A 23,303-nucleotide genomic window follows, 5' to 3' on the forward strand; every position below is an offset into this window, starting at 1 on the left:
TGGTGCAATTCAATCAATCAGCCGGCTTCGTTCTGAACCGGCCGGATGCTTTCTTTGACGACCCGACCCTCGAAACGTTCAACGATGGCGCTAACCAGCGGATCCTGCTCTATGGCCTGCTCGGCTTCCTGCTGGCGCCGCGCCCTGGCCCGGGCCTCCCAGGCAATCGGTGTCTGGTCGCCAGCCTCGCCCACCCGCACTTCGATCCGGACCTCGTCTCCGAAGGTCCGGCGCAGTCCTTCCAGGATGCGCTCCTGGTGGCGGTCATTCAGCAACCGGTAATGGCCCTCGTCGAGGGTCAGTACAAAGCGGTTGCCGTCACGCTCACAGGCTGCCTGGCTGGCCAGATTACCGGCCATGCCAACAATACCCAGTTTGCGAAAATCCCGGGCCCAGACAAATCCTTCCTCCAGAGCGAGGGGCTCGGGCACGACTGGCACCGCCCCATCCCCTGACTGCAATTGCGGCGCCAGGGACTGCTCAGGAGCTCTTCCGGCAGACAGGGTCTCCTGGACCGGAGGAGGCTCGACTGCAGGGGATGACTCCCGGCCTGGGGCCGGCCCGGGCTGCCCGGATTTCCGGGGCTCTCCGGCCGACCGGGGCTCATCAACTGGCTGGGACTCCCCCACAGACTGAGGCTTTTCAATTGGACGATGCTCTTCAAGTTGCCGGGGCTGGCGAACTTTCTCAGGCTCCACGACTGACGGCGCCTCATCCCACGGCGGTGCATCGTCCACGTCAGCCGCCCCGGCCATCTGGTCTGCCATGGCCATGAGACCGTCATCCTCGGCACGGTAATCGGGATGAAACCCCGACGCCACAAGCGGAGCCGACTCATCAACGATTGCCGCCGCAGGCGGGGCTGAGGGTGCCGGCTCTTCGGCGGACGGGACTTCCGCTTTCCGCCCGGGTTGCGGTGCCGCCTTTTCGGATACGGCGGGAGCGGGTTCCTCGCCTGCATCGCCGCTGGCCGAGTCAACGCTGCCACGGTCCGACGATTCCCTCTGGCCAACACGGGCGGGCACGCCCGTTGACGTCGCCGGAGGCTCCCGGTGCTCGACCCCGGGACGAAACGCGAGCATGCGCAGGAGCGTCATCTCGAACCCCATGCGGGCGTCGGGCGTGATATCAAGATCCTTGCGGCCGATCAGAGCGGCCTGGTAGAACAGCTGGGCATCCTCGCCACTGAGTTCCCTGGCCAGGGCCTGGACCCGGTGGGCGTCGCCCATGGCGTTGTCGACACTGCCGGGCACCACCTGCTCCATGGTGACCCGGTGGAACAGCGACAGCAGGTCCGCAAGGATCGCATTGAAGTCCGGAGCGAAGTCCGAGATGCGGCCGATTTCCGCCAGCAGCTCCGGACCATTGTTCGCCACCAGGGCGTCCACCAGCTTTTCGATGTCCCGCTGGTCGATGGTGCCAAGCATACTGCTGACATCGCTGGCGGCCAGTTTCTGGTTGCCGAAGGCAATCGCCTGATCGGTCAGACTGAGAGCGTCCCGCATGCTGCCATCGGCGGCCCGGGCGAGCTGCCAGAGGGCCGGATCCTCAAAAGGAATGGACTCTTCGCCCAGGATGAAACGCAGGTGCCCGACGATATGCTCGGGGGTCATCCGTTTCAGGTTGAACTGAAGGCAGCGGGACAGCACGGTGACCGGCAACTTCTGTGGGTCGGTGGTGGCCAGCAGGAATTTCACGTGCTCCGGGGGCTCTTCCAGGGTTTTGAGGAAGGCGTTGAAAGACTGGTTGGTGAGCATGTGGACCTCATCGATGAGGTACACCTTGTAGCGGCCACGGGTTGGCGCGTACTGGACGTTATCGGTCAGTTCCCGCATGTCATCGACGCCGGTGCGGGAGGCCGCGTCGATCTCGATCAGGTCAACGAAGCGGCCGTCCAGGATTTCGCGGCAGCTGGAGCATTCGCCGCAGGGCTTTGCGGTAACTCCGGTTTCGCAGTTCAGGCACCTCGCCAGCAGTCGGCCGATGGTGGTCTTGCCCACCCCGCGAGTGCCGGTGAACAGGTAGGCATGGTGCAGGCGGTTGTGCTCAAGGGCATGGACAAGCGCCTGGAGCACGTGCTCCTGGCCGACCATATCCTCGAAAGTTCTTGGCCGCCACTTACGGGCGAGTACCTGATAGCTCATAGGGCCGTCACTGCGTTGCTCGGTCGGTAAAGGGCCAAGCTTATCATGGACAGGCATAGTGCAGAAGCAAACCGACCACCAGGAAGCCAATGACCAGGAGGGAAATGACGTGGAGAAAACAGGAGATCAGGGGGGAAATCTGGGGGTGACCCCACCAGCGACACCCCGGCACACGAATCCACCGCTGCGGCTGCTCCCTTCCGGGCCTGACCGGGTTCACGGTTTATCGTTGCGGGGGCACCGGCAGGGCCACCATAACGGCGATCCGGATTGCCCGAATGCGGCGCGCATAGTAGCAGCAGGCGGGGGTGGTATCAATCCCCCAGGAGATGAAAGGGCCCGAAAACCCTGCCACCCTCCCCCGGGCCGGTCAGACACCGGTCAGCGGAACCGGCACCACGTCCTGGCGGAACCAGCAGGCGATGCTGTGGCGGCTGCGGGCGGCCGGCAACACCTCATGGGGTACTTCCTCGCTCATGAACACCGCCATCCGGCCGCGCTCGGGGAAGACCCTGCCACAGACCGTACCCGGGGCGTTCCGGCCGAATACCTGCAGTTCACCGCCGTCGGCCGGCCCCCAGTCCTCGTTGAGATACATCACCAGGCTCACGACCCGGGAGGCTCGACCCTGGAAGCTGTCCACATGCCGGCGATAGAAGTCCCCTGGCTGATAGCTGGCGTAGTGAGCCTCGAAGCGCTGCAATCCCAGGAAAAGGCGGCGATTGAGGCCCACGCGAACCTGTTCGAAAAAGTCGAACAGTGCCCCCTGGCAAGCGGTTTCACCATTGAGCCAGGCGATGCGGTCGCGGCGCACCGACCGGTCACGGGTGAAGTCACCACCGCGCCCCACGCCGGCGCGCTCCATGGCAGCGGTTTTCTCGAGGATCTCCACCTCACGATGCAGCTCCGCCAGCAATTCCGGACCCAGCAGAGGGGTGGCATCCAGGGTCAGCCAGCCGTGTTGACAGAGATCATCGGCGATCGTGTCGAGCCACGTTTCACCGGCCTGACATTGCGCGACCGCCGGGTCACCGGTCCGCGGGAAGGATGCATTCAACAGTGGCATTGTCATGGATGGTTTTCCCGGTCGGTAAAAACAGGCATTCTAGAAGTTTTCGGGAGCGACGTAAGTATCCACCTGAACTTTCAGGATAGGCAGATACCACAACCGCAAACCGCCATTAATATCAGGACCGCAACATGCAACAGGACGTCGCCGGCAGCCGCTTCACATCACTGATCACCGAGGGAGAGCTGGACGCCCTCGACATACGCCACCCGGACTTTCATGCCACGGTGTTCCTGCAGGGCGCCCACCTTACCCGGTTCTGCCCCACGGGAGAGGAAAACTGGCTGTGGATGAGTGACGAGGTGCGCCTCGAGAAAGGCCGGGCCATTCGCGGAGGCATTCCGGTGTGCTGGCCCTGGTTCGGCGATCCTGTTCGTAACGAATCCCCGGTGCGGGACCGGGTGGCCACAGACCTGCCCCACGGTTTTGCCCGCACCAGTCCCTGGGCTCTGCAGGCCATCGAAGAAACGGACCGCACCGTAACCCTTAACCTGAAACTGGACACCTCGCCGGAGCCCGCAACCCTGCCCTGGCGGGGTCAGGCGGAAGCAACCATTGGCTTCCGGTTCAGTCGCTCGACGCTTTCCATCGATCTGGCGACCAGGAATACCGGAGCCGATCCGCTGGCCATCAGCCAGGCCCTGCACACCTACCTGCCGACCACGGAGATCCAACGCAGCCGTATCCTCGGCCTGGAGCATTGCGACTACCTGGACACCCTCGATGACTGGCGGAAAATCATGCAGCGCGGCGACGTGACCTTTGCTGGCGAAACCGACCGCATTTACCTGGCGGCTCCGGATCTGGACATCCTGACCCCGACTCACCGTTATCACTTGACCGCCAGGGGCAGTGGCTCCACCGTGGTATGGAACCCGGGTCCGGAAAAGGCGGCCCGGCTGTCGGCGTTTCCCGACAACGCATGGCGAACCATGCTCTGTGTGGAAACCGCCAACGCAGCCACCGATTACCGCTCCCTTGACTCGGGGCAGACACGCTCGCTCGGCCTGACCCTGACCAGAACCGACGGCGGTCAGTAAAACCCGAAAAAGCCTGAACCGGGGGCTGACGTGGATCGCGAATCGCCTATACTCCGGAAAGATACAGGAAAGGAAGACCCATGAGTCTGGCAGAATTTCTCAAGCGGCGTCTGGTAAGCAAAGAGCTGGATGAAGAGATCGACCAAATCGGCAAACCCATCGGCAGCCTCGGGTACGATCCCTGGGGGTACAACAATGAGACTCTCAAGATCGGGTACGCCGTCACTCGCGAGATCTATGAGAAATATTTCCGGGTTGAGGTGGACGGCATTGACAAGATACCCGCCGAAGGTCCGGTTCTCATTATCGCGAATCACAGCGGACAACTGCCCATTGACGGCCTGCTGATAGGATTTGCCCTCGCCTCCCGCGAGAACAGACCCCGCATACCCCGGGCCATGATCGAGCGCTTCTTCCCCACGGTTCCCTACCTGGGAAACCTGCTGAACCAGTTCGGCGGCGTGCTGGGCGACCCGGTGAACTGCGCCAAGATGCTCGCCAACGGGGAGGCCATCATCGTTTTCCCGGAAGGCGTCCGCGGCTCCGGCAAACTCTACCGTGATCGCTACCAGCTCAAGCGTTTCGGTAACGGCTTCATGCACCTGGCCATGGAACACAACGCCACCGTGGTGCCGGTGGGGGTTGTTGGCTGTGAGGAGACCATTCCCGCCATCGCCAATATCAAGCCTCTGGCCAGGATGCTGGGACTCCCCTACTTTCCTCTGGCGGCACCGGTGATCCTGCCCGCCAAGGTGCACATCTGCGTGGGGGATCCGATGGTATTCGACAACGATGACATACCGGAGGAGCAGGTAACCACGAGGGTAGAGCTGGTCAAGGCCGCCGTGGGCGAAATGATCAAAAAGGGACTGAACCAAAGGAAAAGGCTGTTCTGATGACTACCGAGAAAAGACCACAGATTCTGGTGACGGGGGCAGCGGGCACCCTGGCCCAGCAAGTCATCAACCAGCTTCGGGACACCTGCGACCTGGTCGCGGTGGACTTCCGTGAGCAGGTATGGCTGGGAGATGACATCCCCAGTTACTGCATTGATTTCAACAAGCGGGTGTTCGAGGATCTGTTCCGGCGGTTTCATTTCGACGGGGTCATTCACCTGGGCCGCATCATGTCCAGCCAGGAGACCCGGCTCAGCCGATACAACGCCAATGTGCTCGGCACCCAGAAGCTGCTGGACCTGAGCCACAAGTACAATGTGCAACGGGTCATCATTCTTTCCACCTTCCACGTCTATGGCGCCGTTCCCTATAACCCCGCCATGATCGACGAGGCTGCCCCCCTCAAGGCCGCCGGCCTGACCATGGACCTTGTGGACTCGGTGGAACTGGAGAACCTCGCCAATATCTACCTGTGGCGCTACCCCCATCTGAATATCACCATCCTGCGCCCCTGCAACATCGTAGGACCCGGGGTCCGCAATGCCATGAGCACCCTGCTATCCAGCGAGCGGGCACCGGTACTGGCGGGGTTTTCCCCGATGATGCAGTTCATCCATATCGACGACATGGCCGATGCCCTCGTGCTGGCCTACCGCAGGAATCACAAGGGCATCTATAACGTCGCGCCCAGTGACTGGGTCGCCTACCAGAAAGCCCTCGACCTTTGTGGCTGTAAACGGGTTCCGATCCTCTCGATTCCGCCCATTGTGCCCAGGACCCTATTACGATTGCTGAACCTGCGACGTTTTCCACCTTACCTGATGGACTTTTTCAAGTACCCTGTCATCATCGACGGAAGGGCGTTCGCGCGGGAATTCGGCTTCCAGCCGAAGCGTTCGCTGGATGAGATTTTCCATTACTACCTGGAGAACAAGCACCCGGTCTAGTGTCCCGTGCGGGAAACCGGAAGCGTCACAGGATGTGCAGTAAATGCTTAATGAATTCGGACTGATCAGCCATGCCGCCGCTGCCCTGGCCTTCCTGCTGCTGGGCGGGTTGATTGTCACCCGTTACCTGCGCCGCGCCTCGGACCGTATCCTGCTGCTGTCCGTCACCCTGTCATTTCTCTGGGCAGGTTCCCTGGTCACCCAGGAAATCTGGTCTGAGCCTCCATTCCTTGTCCGCTACCTCCTCGAACTGCTCCGGGACGGCGGCTGGGTACTGGTCCTGCTGATCCTGCTCCGGCCCATCGACCGCCAGCTGAGAACGGTCAACGTCATGCGGCGGTTCCTCGGGTTCTCCACCTTTGCCGTGATCTTCATACTGTTCACCCTCGCGGCCCTGGAATACCTTCTGAACATTCCCCTGATCAGCGGCAAGTTCAAGCTGGTGGGACAGATTGCCCTGTCGCTTCTCGGTATCTGCCTGGTGGAGCAGATCTGGCGTAACTCCATACAGTCGAGCCGCTCCAGCATCCGCTACCTCTGCATCAGCGTGCTAACGGTGTTTGCCTACGACTTCTTCATGTACACCGACGCCCTGCTGTTCGGGCAGATCTCCAGTGGCTTCTGGGACGCCCGGGGTTTTGTCAACGCCCTCGTGGTGCCCCTGCTGGGCGTTGCCATGATGAATACCCGCAAGCAACCGGTGGAGTTCCAGCTTTCGCGCAACGCCATGTTCCACGTGAGTGCCCTCGTGTTCGCCGGTGTGTACCTGCTGTTCGCCGCGGCCGGCGGCTATTACGTCCGGGTGCTCGGTGGCCAGTGGGGGGACGCCCTGCAGGTTCTGTTTGTCACTGCTGCCATGGCTTTCCTGGCCCTGCTGCTGACCTCACGCCGTTTCAGGGCGCGGCTGATGATCTTTATCAGTCAGAATTTCTTCGACTACAAATACGATTACCGGGAAGAATGGCTGAAAATGACCCGGGAGCTGGCCAACCTGAGCGACCATCCCCCCCTGCCCGAACGCATCATCCGTATCCTCGCCGGGCTTGTGGAGAGTAGCTCTGGCGCACTCTGGGAACGGGACGAGGACGGTAACTTCATGCTGCAGAGCACCGTCAACATGCACCAGCCCCGGTTCACCAGCATCGACGGCAATTGCGAACTCGTGCGATTTTTCGCCGAGCGGGAATGGATCATTGACCTGGAGGATTACCGGGCCGACCCGGTGCGTTACAACCTTCTGGAGATTCCCGACCCCATCCTCAAGTTCGAGGGGGGCTGGCTGCTGATCCCCATGTACCTGGGCAATCAGCTCTATGGCATAACCTTGGTGGGACGGGCCAACGCCCGGGTGGTCCTGAACTGGGAAAACTTCGACCTGGTCCGGGTGGTGGCCCGCCAGACCTGTAACCTGCTGGCCCAGGCGGATGCCCAGAACCGGCTTTCCCGCGCAATGCAGTTCGAGGCGGTCAGCAAGGCCTCCGCGTTCATGGTTCACGATCTCAAAACACTCATTGCCCAGCTGTCGCTGCTGGTCCGCAATGCCGGCCGTCACCGGGACAACCCCGCGTTCATCGACGACATGATCAGCACCACCGAGCACGCAGTGCAGAAGATGTCCAACCTGGTGGACCACATCCGCAAGCCCGACTCGGGTCCGGGGGACCGGGAGCCGGTGAACCTGCAGGCACTGGTCAGCGAGCTTGCCGCTCACTATGCCCGTAACCAGCCCCAGCCAAAGCTGATGGGTCCCATGGATCCGGTCATGATCCGTGCGGACCGGGTCCAGTTGTGGAGCGTGCTCGGCCATCTGATTCAGAATGCCCAGGACGCCACTCCTCCGGCTGGCGAAGTCACCCTTACCCTGAAGGCCTCCACTGGTCATGTGGTCCTGTTCATCCAGGATTCGGGTACCGGCATGACGGAAGATTTTATCCGCATGCAGCTTTTCAAGCCGTTTGAAAGTACCAAGGGACTTACCGGCATGGGCATTGGCGCCTACCAGGCACGGGAGTATATTCGCGAACTCGGCGGCAATATCGACGTCACCAGCGAACCCGGTATGGGCTCCTGCTTTTCAGTACTGCTGCCCACGGTCAAAACCTCCCTCCAGAGTTCAGGGGAATCCGGGACAGTAGCTTCGAAGGAGACTGAGCTCAATCACGAGCAGTTAGCTGACCGTGCCGGCGGTTTGCAATAGAATCGTTTTCGGCCGACACTGAACAAAAAGTGATCTTGCGATAAATTGATTTACGCCACCCAATAAAAGGATTTAGTCCGTTGTGAAAAAACGACTGCTTATTGTAGAAGACGACCCTGGCCTCCAGAGCCAGATGCGCTGGTGCTTCAGTAGTGATCTTGATGTGGACGTTGCCGCGGACCGGGCAGCCGCCCTGGCTCTTCTACGCCGCAACGAGCCCCAGGTGGTCACCCTTGACCTGGGCCTGCCGCCTGACCCCGGTGGCGCGTCCGAAGGCTTTGCCCTGCTCGACGACATTCTCAGGCTGTCGCCCATGGTGAAAGTCATTGTCGTCACTGGCCGTGAAGACAAGGAAAATGCGGTCAAGGCCATCGGTATGGGAGCGAGCGATTTTTACCAGAAGCCCCTGGACCCGGACATTCTCTCCTTCGTGGTGAACCGGGCCTTCCGACTGGCCGAGCTTGAGCGGGATAACCGTGAACTCACCAATCGCCAGAACGGCACCAACATCAAGGGCGTTGTAGCAGCCAGCCCGCAGATGCTATCGGTGTGCAGAACCCTCGAGAAAGTCGCCCCTACGGACGTGACCACTCTGATCGTCGGTGAGACCGGTACCGGTAAGGAACTCCTTGCCCGCGCCCTGCACGACCTGAGCCATCGGGCCGACAAGCCGTTTGCGGCCATCAACTGCGCGGCCATTCCGGAGAACCTGTTGGAAAGTGAACTCTTTGGCTACGAAAAAGGCGCCTTTACCGGGGCAACCCAGAGCAAGAAAGGCAAGATCGAAAGCGCCAATGGCGGCACCCTTTTCCTGGATGAAATCGGCGATATGCCCATGGCCCTTCAGGCCAAGCTGCTTCGTTTCCTTCAGGAACGGTCGGTCGACCGGGTTGGCAGCGTCAAGCCGGTACCGGTGGATGTCCGGGTGGTCTGCGCCACTCACCGCAATGTGGCCCACCTGATCAGCGCCGGCGACTTCCGCGAAGACCTGTACTACCGGATCAGTGAAATCACGCTAGAAGTGCCCGCCCTGCGGGAGCGCCAGGGCGACTCCATTGTGATCGCCCGATCCCTGCTGCAGAGCCTGTCCCGGCAGATGGACCGGCCCAGCCTCTCCTTCAGCGAGGACGCGGTTCAGGCGATCAGCGGATACAGCTGGCCCGGCAATGTCCGGGAGATGATCAACAAGGTCAAGCGGGCCACCATAATGGCCGAAGGCAAGCGCGTGACAGCCGCTGACCTTGAGCTGACCTGCGAGGGAGTGCCGACGGAAAACCAGCTCAACCTGCGCCAGGTGAGGGAAACCGCCGAGCGGGATGCCATCATCCAGGCGCTTCAGACCACCGGATACAACATGGCCCAGGCCTCGCGCCTGTTGGGTGTGACCCGCCCGACCCTGTACAACCTCACTGACAAGTATCGCATCGACACCTCTGCCGAGTCGGTCCAGGCCTGAGCCGGGACCGATCAGATCACGAACAGCTCCATGAATTCGTGGACCGGCGTCTGCTCCAGGCGCTGCGGGTCGGCACACAGCCGGAAGATCCGGTCGCAGGTCTGGCCCGGAAAGCGGGTGGCGAGGTTGTTCCGGAACTTGTCTTCCAGCAGCGGGATGCCCTCTTCCCGGCGCCGGCGATGGCCGATGGGGTATTCCACAGCCACCTTGTCGGTACTGCTTCCATCCTTGAAGAATACCTGCACGGCATTGGCGATGGATCGCTTTTCCGGCTCAAGGTATTCGCGGCTGTAGCGCTCGTCCTCAACCACTTCCATTTTTCCGCGAAGCTCATCAATGATGGGATGGGCCTCGTGGAAGCTGTCCTCGTAGTGATCCGCGGTCAGGTTACCGAAGATCAGCGGGACCGCTGTCATGTATTGCAGACAATGATCCCGGTCCGCGGCGTTCGCCAGCGTGCCCTCCTTGGAAATGATGCGAATGGCGGATTCGTGGGTGGTGATCACGATACGGTCGATCTCATCGATCCTGTTCTTCACTTCGGGGTGCAGGGTAACGGCTGCCTCCGCCGCGGTCTGGGCATGGAACTCGGCGGGGAAGGAAATCTTGAACAGGATATTCTCCATCACGTAACTACCAAAAGCCTGGGGCAGTGAGAACCGGCGCTGGTCCTCCGGTTTCAGGGCCTGGTTCCGGTTGGTCTTGCTGAACAGAACGTCATAGAAACCCCATTGCGGAGCTGTCAGCACCCCGGGGATCCCCATCTCCCCCCGTAGGGCGATATCCGCGAGCCGCACCGCCCGGGAGGTCGCATCGCCCGCCGCCCAGGATTTGCGGGAACCGGCATTGGGGGCGTGGCGGTAGGTACGCAAGGCCTGGCCGTCGACCCAGGCATGGGAAAGCGCGGAAAGCAATTGCTCCCGGTTAGCCCCCATGAGCCTGGCGGTAACTGCGGTGGACGCGACCTTGACCAGCACGACGTGGTCCAGCCCGACCCGGTTGAAGGAATTCTCCAGAGCGAGAATACCCTGGATCTCATGGGCCATGATCATGGCGACGAGTACATCGCTCATGACAAGAGGCGACTGGCCCGCGGATACCCGTTTCTGGGACAGATGATCCGCCACCGCGAGGATGCCCCCGAGATTGTCCGACGGGTGGCCCCACTCCGCTGCCAGCCAGGTGTCGTTATAATCCAGCCAGCGAATGGTACAGCCAATGTCCCAGGCCGCCTTCACCGGATCCAGCCGGAACTGGGTACCCGGAACCCTTGCCCCATGGGGGACCACGGTACCCTCCACCAGGGGACCCAGATGCTTGGTGCACTCGGGATATCGCAACGCCAGCAGACCGCAACCCAGCGTATCCATCAGGCAGTTACGGGCGGTGTTCCAGGCTTCCTCACTGTCGACCTTGTAGGACAGGACGTAATCAGCGATTTCCTGCAACACATCGTCGTAATCAGGGCGAACGTTTTCATCCACGTTGGCTTTCATCGGTTGTCCTCCGGTTGCTGAAGCCCCAGAAGCCGGCTTCACGGGTTCTTTGGTGACAGATCATGGAGTCAGTCTAGACCAGCCGGAACAACATGGGACAAACCCGTATTCCCGTAATTTGACCATGGCCCACTCCAGGATCCATCCTTTGCATCCCGAATGACGATTACGGACAACTCACCACAGGACGAGCCATGCGACGCACTGCCATCAGTCTGTCATCCCTGATTCTCAGCATTATCCTCCTCATAACGGGCAACGCTTTTCTGATGACGCTGCTCGGCCTCCGGCTGAGTCTGGAGGAATTCAGCGAGAGTACGATTGGCTGGATCCTGGTGTTCTACTCGGTTGGCTTCGTCTTCGGCACGCTCTATGCTGGCAGGATCATTGAGCGGGTGGGCCATATCCGCGCCTTTGCGGTATTCGCGGCCATCCTTGCCGCCGCCACCCTGATCTATCCCATGGCGGTTGAAGCCGGGTTGTGGGCCGGTCTGCGGGCTCTCGGCGGTTTCGTGATGGCAGGCCTGATGATCGTCATGGAGAGCTGGTTCAGCAGCAAGGCGGATAACCGAAACCGGGCAACCCTGTTCGCGCTTTACCAGATCGTCTTCTTTCTCTCCACCGCCGGCGGCCAGGTACTGATCCGTGTTGCCGACCCCTCCGGTTTCATTCCTTTCTCTCTGGCGGCAATTCTGGTTGCCCTGGCGGTTACACCCCTTTCCATGACCCGTCGTGAGTCCCCCGTCATCGTGAAGGGGCAGCGAATGTCATTGCCCACGCTCTACCGGGTTTCCCCCACCGGAGCGCTGGGTGCCGTGATCGCCGGCCTGCTTATCAGCGCCTTCTATGCCATGGGGCCGGTTTACGCCAACCGCATCGGCCTTGACCTGAACCAGTTGTCGAACTTCATGGCCTCGGCCATCGTGGCAGCGATGCTGCTGGCATTCCCGGTGGGGTGGCTGTGTGATTCCTTCGACCGCTATCGTATCCTCGTGGTGACAACGGTCGTAGCCGCGGTCTGCAGCCTTGTGGTGGCGTTCGCCGGCTCCTACAGCCTTGTCGTGCTGATCCTGTTTACCGGTCTGTACATGGGCCTCAGCGCCGCCCTGTATCCCATCGCGGTTGCCATCACCAACGACCTGATGGACAGCAGTGAAATCACCGCAGCGAGCACCGCCCTGTTACTGAGCTATGGCGTCGGCAGCTGCGCCGGGCCGATCATAAGCGCGCTGTTCATGGACCTCCTCGGGCCCGGGGGACTCTTTGTCAGCAATGCCTTTTTCCTGGGCCTGATGGCCCTGTTCATGGTCTTCGGCCCGGGCCGAGTCCGCCCCGCCGTTCAGCACCAGGAGCATTACTACCCCACCACTCCGGAAGCCGGGCTCGGGTTGGCGGAACTGGACCCGCGAAATACCGAGTTCGAGGAGCCGCCACAAGAGGACGAGGAGGAAGCGAAAATGCGGAGAAGATCCCCTGGCACCGATGCCCCGCCGGAAGCGCCAGGAGGGGATGGCGATCAGAACCGGTGATGAAGCCGCGGACTCAGTGGCTGTCGCTCTGCTGGTACCGCTGGTGGAGAATGCCAACCCGCTCCACATAGGCCCGGGTTTCGGCGTAGGGGGGAATGCCGCCGTGACGACGAACCGCGCCAGGCCCGGCATTGTAGGCAGCGGTCGCGAGCCGGGTGTCGCCACCATGGATGTGCAGCATCTGTGACAGATAGGTGACACCACCGCGGATGTTTTCGGAGGCGTCGAGGGCATTGCTGACCCCCACTTCCCGCGCAGTTCCGGGCATCAACTGCATCAGTCCCTGGGCACCCTTGGAAGACACCGCCTGGGGGTTGAACGCCGACTCCGCATGGATGACGGCACGGACCAGAGCCGGGTCCACCTCGAATTCCCGCGCCGTGGCCTCGATCTCGTCCACGTAGCGGGTCAGGAACAGAGGCGTGCGGTGCCAGTCGACGCGGGAATCCGGCCTGCAGGCGTAGCACTCGAAACGGATCACATCGTAATCCGCCCCGTCAGGCCTGGCCTCGCTGAATGTCACGACACCGTGCTGGTCACGGTATTTGTAGACGGTTTCCCTTTGCGTGCTGGGACGGGCGCGGTTCTGAGCGGGAGCATTGGTGTATTCCACCCGACCGTCCGGGTGAACAATTCTGCGTACTGAATCCGCAAAGGCGGAGCTGCCGCAGCCAAGCAGCAAAACAACGCCGACCAGTGACGAAATCAGGGTCATGCCAGCGAACTTCATTCATACCTCGTGGAAACGACGGAATCCGGTTTCTGATGACTGGACACTGAATGGCAGTATAAATCAAACAGGTCCGGCAAACCGGAACCGATGGGCATTTCAGGCAGGTGCGCTATCCTGCCAATACGTCCATCGGCACAGGAGTGGGAAATGACCTTCGACCAGCAGATAGATACCATTGTCGCGGACCGTGAGCATGGCTCCTCCACCCTTGTGAAGCACATCCTGCAGGCGCTGCATTCCCTCGAACCCGGGCCACCGGATGAGAGCCGGTTGCGCGAGGCCTTCAGACGATTGCGCCACATCGACCCTTCCATGGTGGTGGTTCACCATTTGCTGAATGCACTGGAGCCCGCCATCGGGCCGGATTTCTTTGACGCCCTCGATGCTTACGAAAAACGGTGGCAGGACGTTCCCGAGCAGATTTCACGGAACCTGGCGGGCATCTGTGACTGGCATGGCAAGCGCCTGCTGGTTCACAGCCGCAGCGGCACCCTGTTTGAAGCCATTTGCTGGCTGGATCGCACGTTCGGAGATATCCAGGTCTTGCAGACGCGGTCGGTTCCCGGCGAAGAGGGGGTGGCACAGTACGACGCCCTGCGTGAGGCCGGCGTTGCCGTACACCTGGTGGAGGACGACCGTATCGCCGGGCTGGCGCCTTCCCTGGATGCGGCCCTGCTGGGCATGGACCAGTTTTGCGAGGGCGCCTTTGTGAACAAGACTGGCAGCCGGCAAATTGCCGGTGCCATGATTCAGGCCGGCAAGCCGGTCTATGTACTCGGGGATTCCCGTAAGCGGGTCGACCGCCTGCACTATTCCACTGAACTGTTCGAAGCGGCGCCGATGACGCGGGGCGTTTACCTGGTCAGTGAGAGCGGGGCGCAGCCGATGAATGACGAAGATGAAACGGGCGCAACGCCCGACGACCGGTGCCGGTAGCCCGGCCAGGATCCAACTTTCAGGACCATCAGACCGTATGCGAACAACCATAGACCTGACCACGGACCGCCCCCAGACCGCGGTTGAAGCCCTGAGCGAGGCCTCGGATCTGTCCCGGCAGCGGATCAAGGACGCCATGAGCAAGGGCGCCTGCTGGTGGACCCACAAGGGCAAACAGGTACGCCTGCGCCGGGCCACCCGGGAGCTGAAGCCCGGCACCCGCATCCAGCTCTACTACGACGATCAGGTGCTGGCCCGAAAACCCGAGACTCCGGAGCCCCTGGCCGACCACGGGCGTTACAGTGCCTGGTTCAAGCCCCACGGCATGCTTTCCCAGGGCTCCCAGTGGGGGGACCACTGCAGCCTGTTACGGTGGGTCGAGATCGCCAACGGCAGGCCCGCATACCTGGTCCACCGGCTCGATGCCGATGCCGCCGGGCTGATGCTTATTGCACACGACCCCAAGGCCGCAGGAGCGCTATCGCAACGTTTTACCGGCCGGGAGATGACCAAGGTTTACCAGGCCAGGGTACACGGCCTGCTGGATGTCACTGACCGGCAGGTCGACCTGCCCATCGACGGCAAGCCGGCATTAAGCCGGGTGTCTACCCTGGCGCTGGACAGGGAGGCTCAATGCACCCTGCTCCAGGTGAGCATCGAAACCGGACGCAAACACCAGATCCGCAAGCACCTTGCTTCCCTGAACCATCCCATCGTCGGAGACAGGCTGTACGGACGCGCCGCCAACCAGCCACTGAGGCTCGTTGCCGTCCACCTGGCTTTCCACTGCCCGCTGACCGGCAAGGCCATGAGCCTGGCGCTGCCGGACACGCTGAACGACGTCGGTGGACCCAGCCCGGAGACCTCCGGGAGGCCCCCCCAGCCTGACTAACCCTCTGTTTTGGGTGTCGGCCTCACCAGGATTTCATTGACATCGACATGGGCAGGCTGGCGCAGGGCGTAGGTCACCGCCTCGGCAATGTCTTCCGGCCGCAGGGCATTTTCGGGGCGTTCATCGAAGAACGGTGTATCCACCATGCCCGGCTCAATCAGGGTCACGCGGATACCAGTACCCCGTAGCTCTTCCCTCACCCCATAGCCGATCGCCGATACCGCCCATTTGGTGGCACTGTACATGGACCCGGGGATCGTCGCCCGGCCCGCCGCGGAACCGGTAATAAGCAGGTGTCCTTTCGACTTCCTCAATTCCGGCAGGCACGCCTGCAGGGTGATGCCGACGCCCAGCACATTGGTGAGGATCATGTCCTTCCAGACTTCCGGATCGGCACCACTGAACCCTCCGGGCTCGCCGCCGCGTCCTGCGTTGGCAAAGACCGCGTCGATGCGGCCAAAAGCGGCCACTGCCTGTTCCACCATGGCCGTCTGGTCGGAGACTTTCTGGACATCGCAGGCAGCAATCAGCGCGCGCTCCTCGCCCCCCAGTTCCTCCTGCAGAGCCTTGAGCTTATCTGTGGAGCGGGCCGCCAGGACCACGCGATAGCCAGCGCGAGCCGCGGCCCGGGCTGTTTCGGCACCGATACCTGAAGAAGCGCCGGTGATCAGCAGCACCGGATTTTCACTGTCGCTCATCGTTTTCTCCTTTATCTTCTGATGAATCTTGCCGGGTTGAAGGCTACGGTCGGGGTCGCCGACAGGATCATTACCAGCCGGCCCCGTCAGCAATAGCGTAGTCTCTTCCGCGGACTCCCACAGAAGACCGGGCCATTTCCATACCAATAGCCAGATTCCTGCTATCAATATTATTTTTTAGAATTTTCAGTTTTATCTGTCGTTTGCTACATTGCGCCCAATTCCGGAACACACGATTGCACGACAGGGGAAAGCATCATGAAAACCTGGATCAAGGGTCTTGTCGCTGGTGCGGCCATTCTGAGCGCGCAAGGCGCCCTCGGAGCCGAGCGCCAGCTGCTGAATTCGTCCTACGACATCGCCCGTGAACTCTTTGCTGCCTACAACGAGCAGTTCAAGGAGTACTGGCTCGAAAAAACCGGTGACACCGTCACCATAGACCAGTCCCATGCCGGTTCGTCAAAGCAGGCCCAGGCCATCATCCAGGGCCTGAAGGCCGATGTGGTCACCTTCAACCAGGTAACCGACATCAACATCCTCCATGAAAGGGGACAACTGATACCCGAAGACTGGGCGGAGCGCCTTCCGAACAACAGTTCCCCCTATTACTCCACCATGGCGTACCTGGTTCGCAAGGGTAACCCCAAGAATATCGAGAACTGGGACGACCTGGTCCGGGAAGACGTGGAACTGGTCATGCCCAACCCCAAGACCTCCGGTAACGGCCGCTACACCTATCTGGCGGCCCTGGGCTATGCCCAGGAAACGTTTGGCGACGACCAGGAGAAAACCGACCAGTTCCTGGCAGATCTTCTCGGCCGGGTGAAGGTGTTCGACAGTGGCGGCCGTGGCGCCACCACCACCTTCATCGAGCGCGGCATCGGGGATGCCCTGCTGACGTTCGAGTCCGAAGTGCTGAATATTGCCGACCGTTACCCTGGCGAGTACGAGGTGGTGACACCGAAGATCAGCTTTCTGGCGGAGTTCCCGGTCACCTGGATCGACGAGTACGTCGAGCAGAATGGCACCGAGGACCTGGCCAAGGGTTACCTCACGCACCTTTACAGTGAAGAGGCCCAGCGCCTGCTGGCCGGCTTCAACTACCGGGTTCACGACGGTGTGGTGAAGGCCGAATTCTCCGACCGTTTTCCGGAGGTAACCCTGCTGCCTGTCTCGGAAATCGCCGGCAGCTGGGAAAACGCCATGGAGACCCACTTTGCCAGTGGGGGCAAGCTGGATCAGCTCCAGCGTCGTCGCTAGGCCACCAAGGTGACAGGCTCCACTACCCAAGCCCCGGGCCGCACCCGGGGCTCTCTTGTTCGCAGCAAACGGGTGCTCCCGGGGTTCGGCCTCAGCCTGGGCATCTCGCTGCTGTTCATCAGCCTGGTTCTGTTACTGCCACTGACCGGGCTGGTGGCGGAAGCCTCCGGGATGAGCTGGAGTCAGTTCTGGTTTGTCATCAGCGACCCGCGGGTGGTGGCGTCCTACAAGGTCACCCTCTGGACCGCACTGGCGGCCTCCCTGTTCAACGGCGTCTTCGGCCTGCTCCTGGCCTGGTGCCTGGTACGCTACGAGTTTCCCGGCAAGCGCCTGATCGATGCCATGGTGGACCTGCCTTTTGCGCTACCGACGGCGGTTGCCGGTATCACCCTCGCCACCCTGCTGTCCCGGGACGGCTGGTATGGCCAGTGGCTTGATACCCTTGGCATCAACCTCGCCTATACCCCGGCGGGGATCGTGATTGCCATGGCCTTTACCAGCCTTCCCTTCGTGGTCCGCACCGTGCAACCGGTGCTGGAGGAAATGCCACCGGAAGACGAAGAGGCAGCCATCACCCTCGGCGCCTCCGACGGTCGCGTCTTCCGCAAGGTTATCTTTCCTACCCTCTGGCCGGCCCTGGTCACGGGTGTCGCCCTGTCCTTCACCCGCAGCCTGGGGGAGTTCGGTGCGGTCATCTTCATTGCAGGCAATACGCCCTATGTGAGCGAGGTCACCAGCCTGATGATCTTCATCCGGCTGCAGGAGTACGACTACGCCGCGGCGAGCGCCATTGCCGCCATGGTACTGCTGGTGTCACTGTCGCTCCTGTTCGCCATCACCCTCTGGCAGGGGCGCTATCTGCGCCGGCTTCTGGGGAGGTAGGCATCATGAAGTACCAGTCTCATCATCGCGTCGGTGACGGCCCATGGGTACGAAGAACCCTGGTCCTGCTCACAGTGCTGCTGGCCACCCTGTTCCTGGCCATTCCCCTGATCCTTATTTTCAGCCAGGCCCTGGGCGCCGGCTGGGGCGTGATGATCAGCAACATCACCGACCGCTACACCCTTCATGCCATTGGCCTTACGCTTTTTGTGGCCCTGCTCACGGTGCCACTGAACCTCGTGTTCGGCGTCGCCCTGGCGTGGCTGGTGACGCGCTTCCACTTCCCGGGCCGCAAGCTTCTCATCACCCTGATCGACATTCCGTTCGCGGTATCGCCAGTGGTTGCCGGCCTGCTGTATCTACTGCTTTACGGTCGCAATGGCTGGCTGGGAAGCTGGCTGGGAGAGTACGACGTTCAACTGATGTTCTCCTGGCCCGGCATCGTCATGGTTACCGTTTTTGTGACCTGCCCCTTTGTCGCCCGGGAACTGATCCCGTTGATGCAGCAACAGGGCAGCGAGGAGGAAGAAGCCGCTGTCACCCTGGGTGCTTCTGGCTGGCGACTTTTCCGCAAGGTCACCCTGCCCAATATAAAATGGGCGCTGATCTATGGCGTGGTACTGACCAACGCCCGCGCGGTGGGGGAGTTTGGTGCCGTATCGGTGGTCAGCGGCAATATTCGCGGCCAGACCAACACACTGCCGCTGCACGTGGAACTGCTGTACCAGGACTACAACATCGCCGGTGCTTTCGCCGCCGCCTCGCTGCTGGCGGCCATTGCCGTACTGACCCTGGCCATCAAAGGGGTGGCCGAGTGGCGCCAGGCCCGGCTTATGGCCAATGATCGCCCGGACAGGAAACTTCAATGAGCATCAAGATAGACCGTCTGAACAAGTACTTCGGAGATTTCCGGGCGTTGCAGGACATCTCCCTGGATATTCCCGAAGGCAGGCTTACCGCCCTGCTTGGCCCCTCCGGCTCAGGCAAGACCACCCTGCTGAGAATCATTGCCGGGCTGGAATCCGCTACCCAGGGCCGGATCCTGTTCGGTGACAGAGACGTCAGCCAGGTGCCGGTGAAGGACCGCAACGTGGGCTTCGTGTTCCAGCACTACGCCCTGTTCCGCAATATGACGGTGGCGGATAACATCGCCTTCGGCCTCGAGTCCATGCCAGCACGCAGCCGGCCACCAAAGGCGGAAATCCGGAAGTCCGTCGAGCGTCTGCTGGAGATGATCCAGCTGCCGCACCTGGCGAAGCGTTACCCGGCGCAACTCTCCGGGGGCCAGAAACAACGGGTCGCACTGGCCCGGGCTCTGGCCACGAGACCGGACATCCTGCTGCTGGACGAGCCTTTCGGTGCCCTGGATGCACGGGTACGCAAGGACCTGCGCCGATGGCTGCGCAGCCTCCATGACGAATTTCACTTCACCAGCGTTTTCGTGACCCATGATCAGGAGGAAGCCCTGGAACTGTCGGACCAGGTGGTGGTGATGAGCCAGGGGCAGATCGAGCAGGTGGACGCGCCGACGCGACTCTATGCCCGCCCCGGCAGCCGCTTCGTGTTCGATTTCCTGGGACATGTGAACGTGATTGCCGGTACCGTCGATGCCGAAGGACGGCTGAGACAGGGTGAGGCCTGGGTAACGCTGCCGGATGCCCCCGCGCCAGGGGAGGCCCAGCTTTATCTCCGCCCCCATGAAGTCCATCTGGTGTCAGAGCCAACGGGGCAGGCATGCCTGCCCTTTATCATCGAAGCGGTCAACCTGATTGGAGCAGAGGTGCGCATTGAACTGAAGCCGAAGGGCTGGGCCTGTGATGATATCTGGGAAGTGGGCATCTCCCACGCCGAGTTCAGCCGATGGCAGCCAGAGCGGGGGGATCAGTGCTTCGTTTCACCGGACATCGGGCACCTGTTCAAGGGCGAATCGACGAGTCCCGAAACCCTGACCTGGCGTCCCTGATGACATATAGTCATAGGTAATCTATCCTTATAACGATTAACGACATCGAATAAGGCAAGGCATCGGCAGACAGGGACGAGTGTGATGGCAAACCAACCTGCGGAACCCTCCGGTTACTATCCCCGCCCACTGCGGCATCTCAGTGGCTATCTTTCCGGTCTTGTCAGGGAACGGCTCTGGCTGAAGGTACTGATCGGCATGGGTCTCGGGCTTGTGGTCGGGACCCTCCTGGGCCCCTCGGTGGGATGGGTTGAACCGTCCACGGGCACCCTGATTGGCAACTGGCTCGCCTTTCCCGGCCAGCTGTTCCTCGTCACCATCCAGATGATCGTGATTCCCCTGGTGATCGCGTCCGTGGTCCGCGGCCTCACCGCCAGTGAGGATCTGGAACAGCTCCGTAAGCTTGGCGTGAGAGTGGTCCTTTTCTTCGTGGCTACCACTGCTATAGCCGCCTCTCTCGGCCTCTGGGTCGGCGGCCTGATAAACCCCGGAAGGATGATGACAGGGCTGGCCATACCCACCACTGAAGGCGCGGCGGCGCCGGTCGCCGGCAGTCTTCCCGACGTCCAGGATATCCCGAAGACTCTCCTGGGCCTGTTACCCGGTAATCCACTGGACGCCATGGTGGAAGGACAGATGCTGCAGGTGGTGATCTTTTCCATCATCGTGGGCATTGCACTGGTGAGCATGGCGCCTGAGAAGGCACGCCCCATGCTGGATCTTCTGGATTCACTCCAACAGATCTGCATGACCGTGGTGAAATGGGCCATGCGACTGGCGCCCTACGCGGTTTTTGGCCTTATGGCGCAGTTGACCACCACCCTCGGATTCCGGGCGCTCATGGGCATGGCCTCCTACGTACTGACCGTTATCGCGGGCCTGCTGCTGATGCTGGGGGTCTACCTGCTGATCATGAAACTGATTGTGGGGTACCCTCCCCTGAAATTTCTTCGGCAATCCCGGGACGTCCTGTTACTGGCCTTCTCAACTTCCAGCTCGGCTGCTGTGATGCCGTTGTCCATCCGTACGGCGGAGGACCAGCTCGGGGTTCGCCCCTCCGTATCCCAATTCGTAATCCCTCTGGGCGCCACCATTAACATGAATGGTACGGCCCTGTACCAGGCCGTCGCCACCATCTTCCTGGCCCAGGTCTATGGTATCGACCTGAGCATGGGAGCGATGGCGCTGGTCGTAGCCATGGCCGTGGGCGCGTCCATCGGTTCACCCGCCACCCCTGGGGTGGGTATCGTCATCCTTGCAATGGTTTTGCAGACTGTGGGGATTCCGCCAGGCGGCATTGCGTTGATCATGGGTGTGGACCGGATCCTGGACATGTGCCGTACCGCCATCAATGTCACCGGCGATCTGGTGGCCTGCCGCCTGATGGAAAACTGGTCCGGCAAGCGGTTACCGGACCAGTTGTAGGAAGTAAGCAGCCCCGGAAACAGGTCTAGTGCCTATTAGCTAATCGCTAAACCGCGGTGGAGCCACCATCCACGGGCAGGGCGACGCCGGTAGTAAATCCGGCCATGTCGGAGCACAGGTACAGTACGGCCTCCGCGATCTCCTCCGCCTGACCCAGGCGGCCAACCGGGTGCATGGCTACCGCCATCTCGGCTTTTCGGGGATCGGCGGCCGCCGCACGCCGGAACATGTCCGTGTCGATGACCGCCGGGCACACGGCATTCACTCTGATTCCCTTTTTCGCATATTCCACGGCGGCGGAACGGGTCAACCCGATAACCGCATGCTTGCTGGCGCTGTAGATGCTCATTTTGGGTGCTGCTCCCAGCCCCGCAACAGAGGCCGTATTGACGATAGCGCCGCCCCCCTGCTCCAGCATCACCGGAATCTGGTGCTTCATGCAAAGCCAGACGCCCCTGACATTGGTGTCCATGATACGGTCGTAGGTTTCCACGTCACCGTCCGCCAGCTTCGATTTCTCGATATCGACCCCGGCGTTGTTAAAAGCGATATCCAGTCGTCCCCAGGTGGCCACTGAGCGCTCGATCAGAGCGGAGACAGCGTCGTTATCACTCACGTCACAGGGGATGAAGACCGCTTCCCCGCCTGCCGCCGCAATGGCAGCCACGGTGCCCTCACCGCCCTGGACATCAATATCGGACACCACTACGCGGGCGCCCTCCAGGGCAAACGCCTTCGCTGTTGCCGCGCCGATCCCTGCCGCGCCACCAGTGACCAGGGCCACCTTGCCGGAAAATCTTGTCGTCATTGTCACTGAACTCCTCTGACTTTTTTGGGGGACTCTATCCTAGATCCCGTCTTACGACAGAGGAACTGATTTTCGCTTATCTGGAATATAAAGGTGGTGAATGGCGCACCACGCCAAAAACAAAAAGGTAAAAAAGCAATCTGTTTGATCTTTGCTATCGTTAGGTATGGCAATGGTCAATTTTTCCACAAACCTTAGCGAGGACTGCTTATGGCCCGTATTATCGCCGGACGTTTAGAGGATCAGGAGAAAGCCGACGAATTGGCGCAGGCGCTCCAGGATGCCGGAATCAGTAAAGACAAGATTTCAATATTCTTTGTCAATCCGGACGGTCAGCACCACATTCTGACCATGGGTGGCGATAAGGAAAGTTCGCCCGGCGCCTCGGATGCCGGTAAGGGCGCCTGGGTAGGCTCGGGGGTTGGCGCGGTTGCCGGCGCGGCAATTGGCTCCGTTGGGGGACCGATAGGCGCTGGTATCGGGGCCGGAGTCGGCGCTTATACGGGATCCTTGGCCGGTGCCGTCTCGGAAACCAGCGACGATCCGGAGTCCGACCCGGATGCCGACAAAAAGGATGAGCCGGTAACCGACCGAAAATCCGGGCTTCACGTGGCAGCCGAAGTAGGCGACGAACACAGGGACAAGGTGGTCAGGCTGATCCGGGACCACGACGGAAAGGACGTCGAGGAAGCCGAAGGCAACATTGAAGACGGGAAGTGGAAGGATTTCGATCCCACCAAACCCGTCAGACTTGCTTCCTGACAAACTGAGTCGGCCTGAGGGCCTCATCTCCAGACGAGCTGCCCTCAGGCCAAATCGTAAGATTCCGGGAGGAGACGTTAGTGTCCTGTCCGGGATAAAGAATTCACTGTACGGAAGACTAGTGTCTCGGCCGGTTAATTCGCTGACCTACTGAGCCCCTGAAAGCCTTG

The 23,303-nt window shown here is 61.1% G+C and carries 20 protein-coding genes and 1 other RNA gene; 14 read left to right on the top strand and 7 right to left on the bottom strand.

The window, feature by feature from the left end; translation table 11 throughout:
• Window positions 1-17 precede the first annotated feature (17 nt).
• The 3 genes from dnaX to BM346_RS02850 all read right to left on the bottom strand — a co-directional run bounded on the left by dnaX (window position 18) and on the right by BM346_RS02850 (window position 3,216).
• Window positions 18-2,144: a DNA polymerase III subunit gamma/tau gene (gene dnaX, locus BM346_RS02840; protein WP_092008775.1), complete on the bottom strand. Its 2,127-nt coding sequence runs from the start codon at window positions 2,142-2,144 to the stop codon at window positions 18-20.
• A 149-nt stretch (window positions 2,145-2,293) separates the two neighbouring features.
• An RNA gene (gene ffs, locus BM346_RS02845) (signal recognition particle sRNA small type) lies at window positions 2,294-2,390 on the bottom strand.
• 124 nt (window positions 2,391-2,514) lie between these two features.
• Window positions 2,515-3,216 carry a 2OG-Fe(II) oxygenase gene (locus tag BM346_RS02850; RefSeq protein WP_092008776.1) on the bottom strand — a complete coding sequence of 234 codons (702 nt, stop codon included), beginning with the start codon at window positions 3,214-3,216 and terminating at the stop codon, window positions 2,515-2,517.
• Window positions 3,217-3,344: 128 nt separating this feature from the next.
• On the opposite strand from BM346_RS02850, the gene BM346_RS02855 reads away from it, so the two are divergent.
• The 5 genes from BM346_RS02855 to prsR all read left to right on the top strand — a co-directional run bounded on the left by BM346_RS02855 (window position 3,345) and on the right by prsR (window position 9,749).
• Window positions 3,345-4,253, top strand: a complete 909-nt coding sequence (locus BM346_RS02855) for a D-hexose-6-phosphate mutarotase (RefSeq protein WP_092008777.1) — start codon at window positions 3,345-3,347, stop codon at window positions 4,251-4,253.
• Between the two features lie 80 nt (window positions 4,254-4,333).
• Complete coding sequence (locus BM346_RS02860; RefSeq protein ID WP_092008778.1) at window positions 4,334-5,149, top strand: lysophospholipid acyltransferase family protein; 816 nt, start codon at window positions 4,334-4,336, stop codon at window positions 5,147-5,149.
• The gene (locus BM346_RS02865; RefSeq protein ID WP_092008779.1) at window positions 5,149-6,096 is read left to right on the top strand and encodes an SDR family oxidoreductase; all 948 of its coding nucleotides are present in this window, start codon (window positions 5,149-5,151) and stop codon (window positions 6,094-6,096) included. The genes BM346_RS02860 and BM346_RS02865 overlap by 1 nt, the downstream gene beginning before the upstream one ends.
• A gap of 43 nt (window positions 6,097-6,139) precedes the next feature.
• Window positions 6,140-8,293 carry an XrtA/PEP-CTERM system histidine kinase PrsK gene (gene prsK, locus BM346_RS02870; protein ID WP_092008780.1) on the top strand — a complete coding sequence of 718 codons (2,154 nt, stop codon included), beginning with the start codon at window positions 6,140-6,142 and terminating at the stop codon, window positions 8,291-8,293.
• A gap of 82 nt (window positions 8,294-8,375) precedes the next feature.
• Entirely contained in the window at window positions 8,376-9,749 is a 1,374-nt protein-coding gene (gene prsR, locus BM346_RS02875) for a PEP-CTERM-box response regulator transcription factor (RefSeq protein ID WP_092008781.1), read from the top strand.
• 11 nt (window positions 9,750-9,760) lie between these two features.
• On the opposite strand, the gene prpD is transcribed toward prsR, so the two are convergent.
• A complete protein-coding gene (prpD, locus tag BM346_RS02880; RefSeq protein WP_092008782.1) occupies window positions 9,761-11,245 on the bottom strand; it encodes a 2-methylcitrate dehydratase in 1,485 nt (494 codons plus the stop codon).
• A 194-nt stretch (window positions 11,246-11,439) separates the two neighbouring features.
• Here prpD and BM346_RS02885 point away from each other — a divergent pair, with 194 nt between their 5' ends.
• Window positions 11,440-12,774, top strand: coding sequence for an MFS transporter (locus BM346_RS02885; protein ID WP_092008783.1), 1,335 nt, complete (start codon window positions 11,440-11,442; stop codon window positions 12,772-12,774).
• Window positions 12,775-12,787: 13 nt separating this feature from the next.
• Here BM346_RS02885 and BM346_RS02890 read toward each other — a convergent pair whose 3' ends face one another.
• Window positions 12,788-13,504 (bottom strand): lytic transglycosylase domain-containing protein, encoded by a 717-nt coding sequence (locus BM346_RS02890; RefSeq protein WP_092008784.1) that lies wholly within the window; start codon window positions 13,502-13,504, stop codon window positions 12,788-12,790.
• Window positions 13,505-13,654: 150 nt separating this feature from the next.
• On the opposite strand from BM346_RS02890, the gene BM346_RS02895 reads away from it, so the two are divergent.
• Window positions 13,655-14,443, top strand: a complete 789-nt coding sequence (locus BM346_RS02895; RefSeq protein ID WP_167812652.1) for an eIF2B alpha/beta/delta subunit family protein — start codon at window positions 13,655-13,657, stop codon at window positions 14,441-14,443.
• Window positions 14,444-14,480: 37 nt separating this feature from the next.
• Window positions 14,481-15,335, top strand: coding sequence for an RluA family pseudouridine synthase (locus BM346_RS02900; RefSeq protein WP_092008786.1), 855 nt, complete (start codon window positions 14,481-14,483; stop codon window positions 15,333-15,335).
• Here the strand turns inward: BM346_RS02900 and BM346_RS02905 are convergent.
• On the bottom strand, window positions 15,332-16,033 hold the full coding sequence (locus BM346_RS02905) for an SDR family oxidoreductase (protein ID WP_092008787.1): 702 nt from the start codon (window positions 16,031-16,033) through the stop codon (window positions 15,332-15,334). The two genes, BM346_RS02900 and BM346_RS02905, sit on opposite strands and share 4 nt — an antisense overlap.
• 258 nt (window positions 16,034-16,291) lie before the next feature.
• Here BM346_RS02905 and cysP point away from each other — a divergent pair, with 258 nt between their 5' ends.
• From cysP to BM346_RS02930, 5 genes are all read left to right on the top strand, one after another.
• Entirely contained in the window at window positions 16,292-17,293 is a 1,002-nt protein-coding gene (gene cysP / locus BM346_RS02910; RefSeq protein WP_092008788.1) for a thiosulfate ABC transporter substrate-binding protein CysP, read from the top strand.
• Between the two features lie 9 nt (window positions 17,294-17,302).
• Window positions 17,303-18,175, top strand: a complete 873-nt coding sequence (gene cysT / locus BM346_RS02915) for a sulfate/thiosulfate ABC transporter permease CysT (RefSeq protein WP_092008789.1) — start codon at window positions 17,303-17,305, stop codon at window positions 18,173-18,175.
• Between the two features lie 5 nt (window positions 18,176-18,180).
• The gene (gene cysW / locus BM346_RS02920; protein ID WP_092008790.1) at window positions 18,181-19,044 is read left to right on the top strand and encodes a sulfate ABC transporter permease subunit CysW; all 864 of its coding nucleotides are present in this window, start codon (window positions 18,181-18,183) and stop codon (window positions 19,042-19,044) included.
• Complete coding sequence (locus BM346_RS02925; protein ID WP_092008791.1) at window positions 19,041-20,138, top strand: sulfate/molybdate ABC transporter ATP-binding protein; 1,098 nt, start codon at window positions 19,041-19,043, stop codon at window positions 20,136-20,138. The genes cysW and BM346_RS02925 overlap by 4 nt, the downstream gene beginning before the upstream one ends.
• Before the next feature lie 84 nt (window positions 20,139-20,222).
• The gene (locus tag BM346_RS02930) at window positions 20,223-21,563 is read left to right on the top strand and encodes a dicarboxylate/amino acid:cation symporter (protein WP_092008792.1); all 1,341 of its coding nucleotides are present in this window, start codon (window positions 20,223-20,225) and stop codon (window positions 21,561-21,563) included.
• A 46-nt stretch (window positions 21,564-21,609) separates the two neighbouring features.
• On the opposite strand, the gene BM346_RS02935 is transcribed toward BM346_RS02930, so the two are convergent.
• Window positions 21,610-22,371 carry an SDR family oxidoreductase gene (locus BM346_RS02935; protein ID WP_092008793.1) on the bottom strand — a complete coding sequence of 254 codons (762 nt, stop codon included), beginning with the start codon at window positions 22,369-22,371 and terminating at the stop codon, window positions 21,610-21,612.
• 210 nt (window positions 22,372-22,581) lie between these two features.
• Between BM346_RS02935 and BM346_RS02940 the strand changes: the two genes are divergently transcribed.
• The gene (locus tag BM346_RS02940; RefSeq protein WP_092008794.1) at window positions 22,582-23,133 is read left to right on the top strand and encodes a hypothetical protein; all 552 of its coding nucleotides are present in this window, start codon (window positions 22,582-22,584) and stop codon (window positions 23,131-23,133) included.
• The last annotated feature ends 170 nt before the right edge of the window (window positions 23,134-23,303 follow it).

It is taken from the genome of Marinobacter daqiaonensis, from assembly GCF_900115285.1.
Taxonomy (GTDB): domain Bacteria; phylum Pseudomonadota; class Gammaproteobacteria; order Pseudomonadales; family Oleiphilaceae; genus Marinobacter; species Marinobacter daqiaonensis.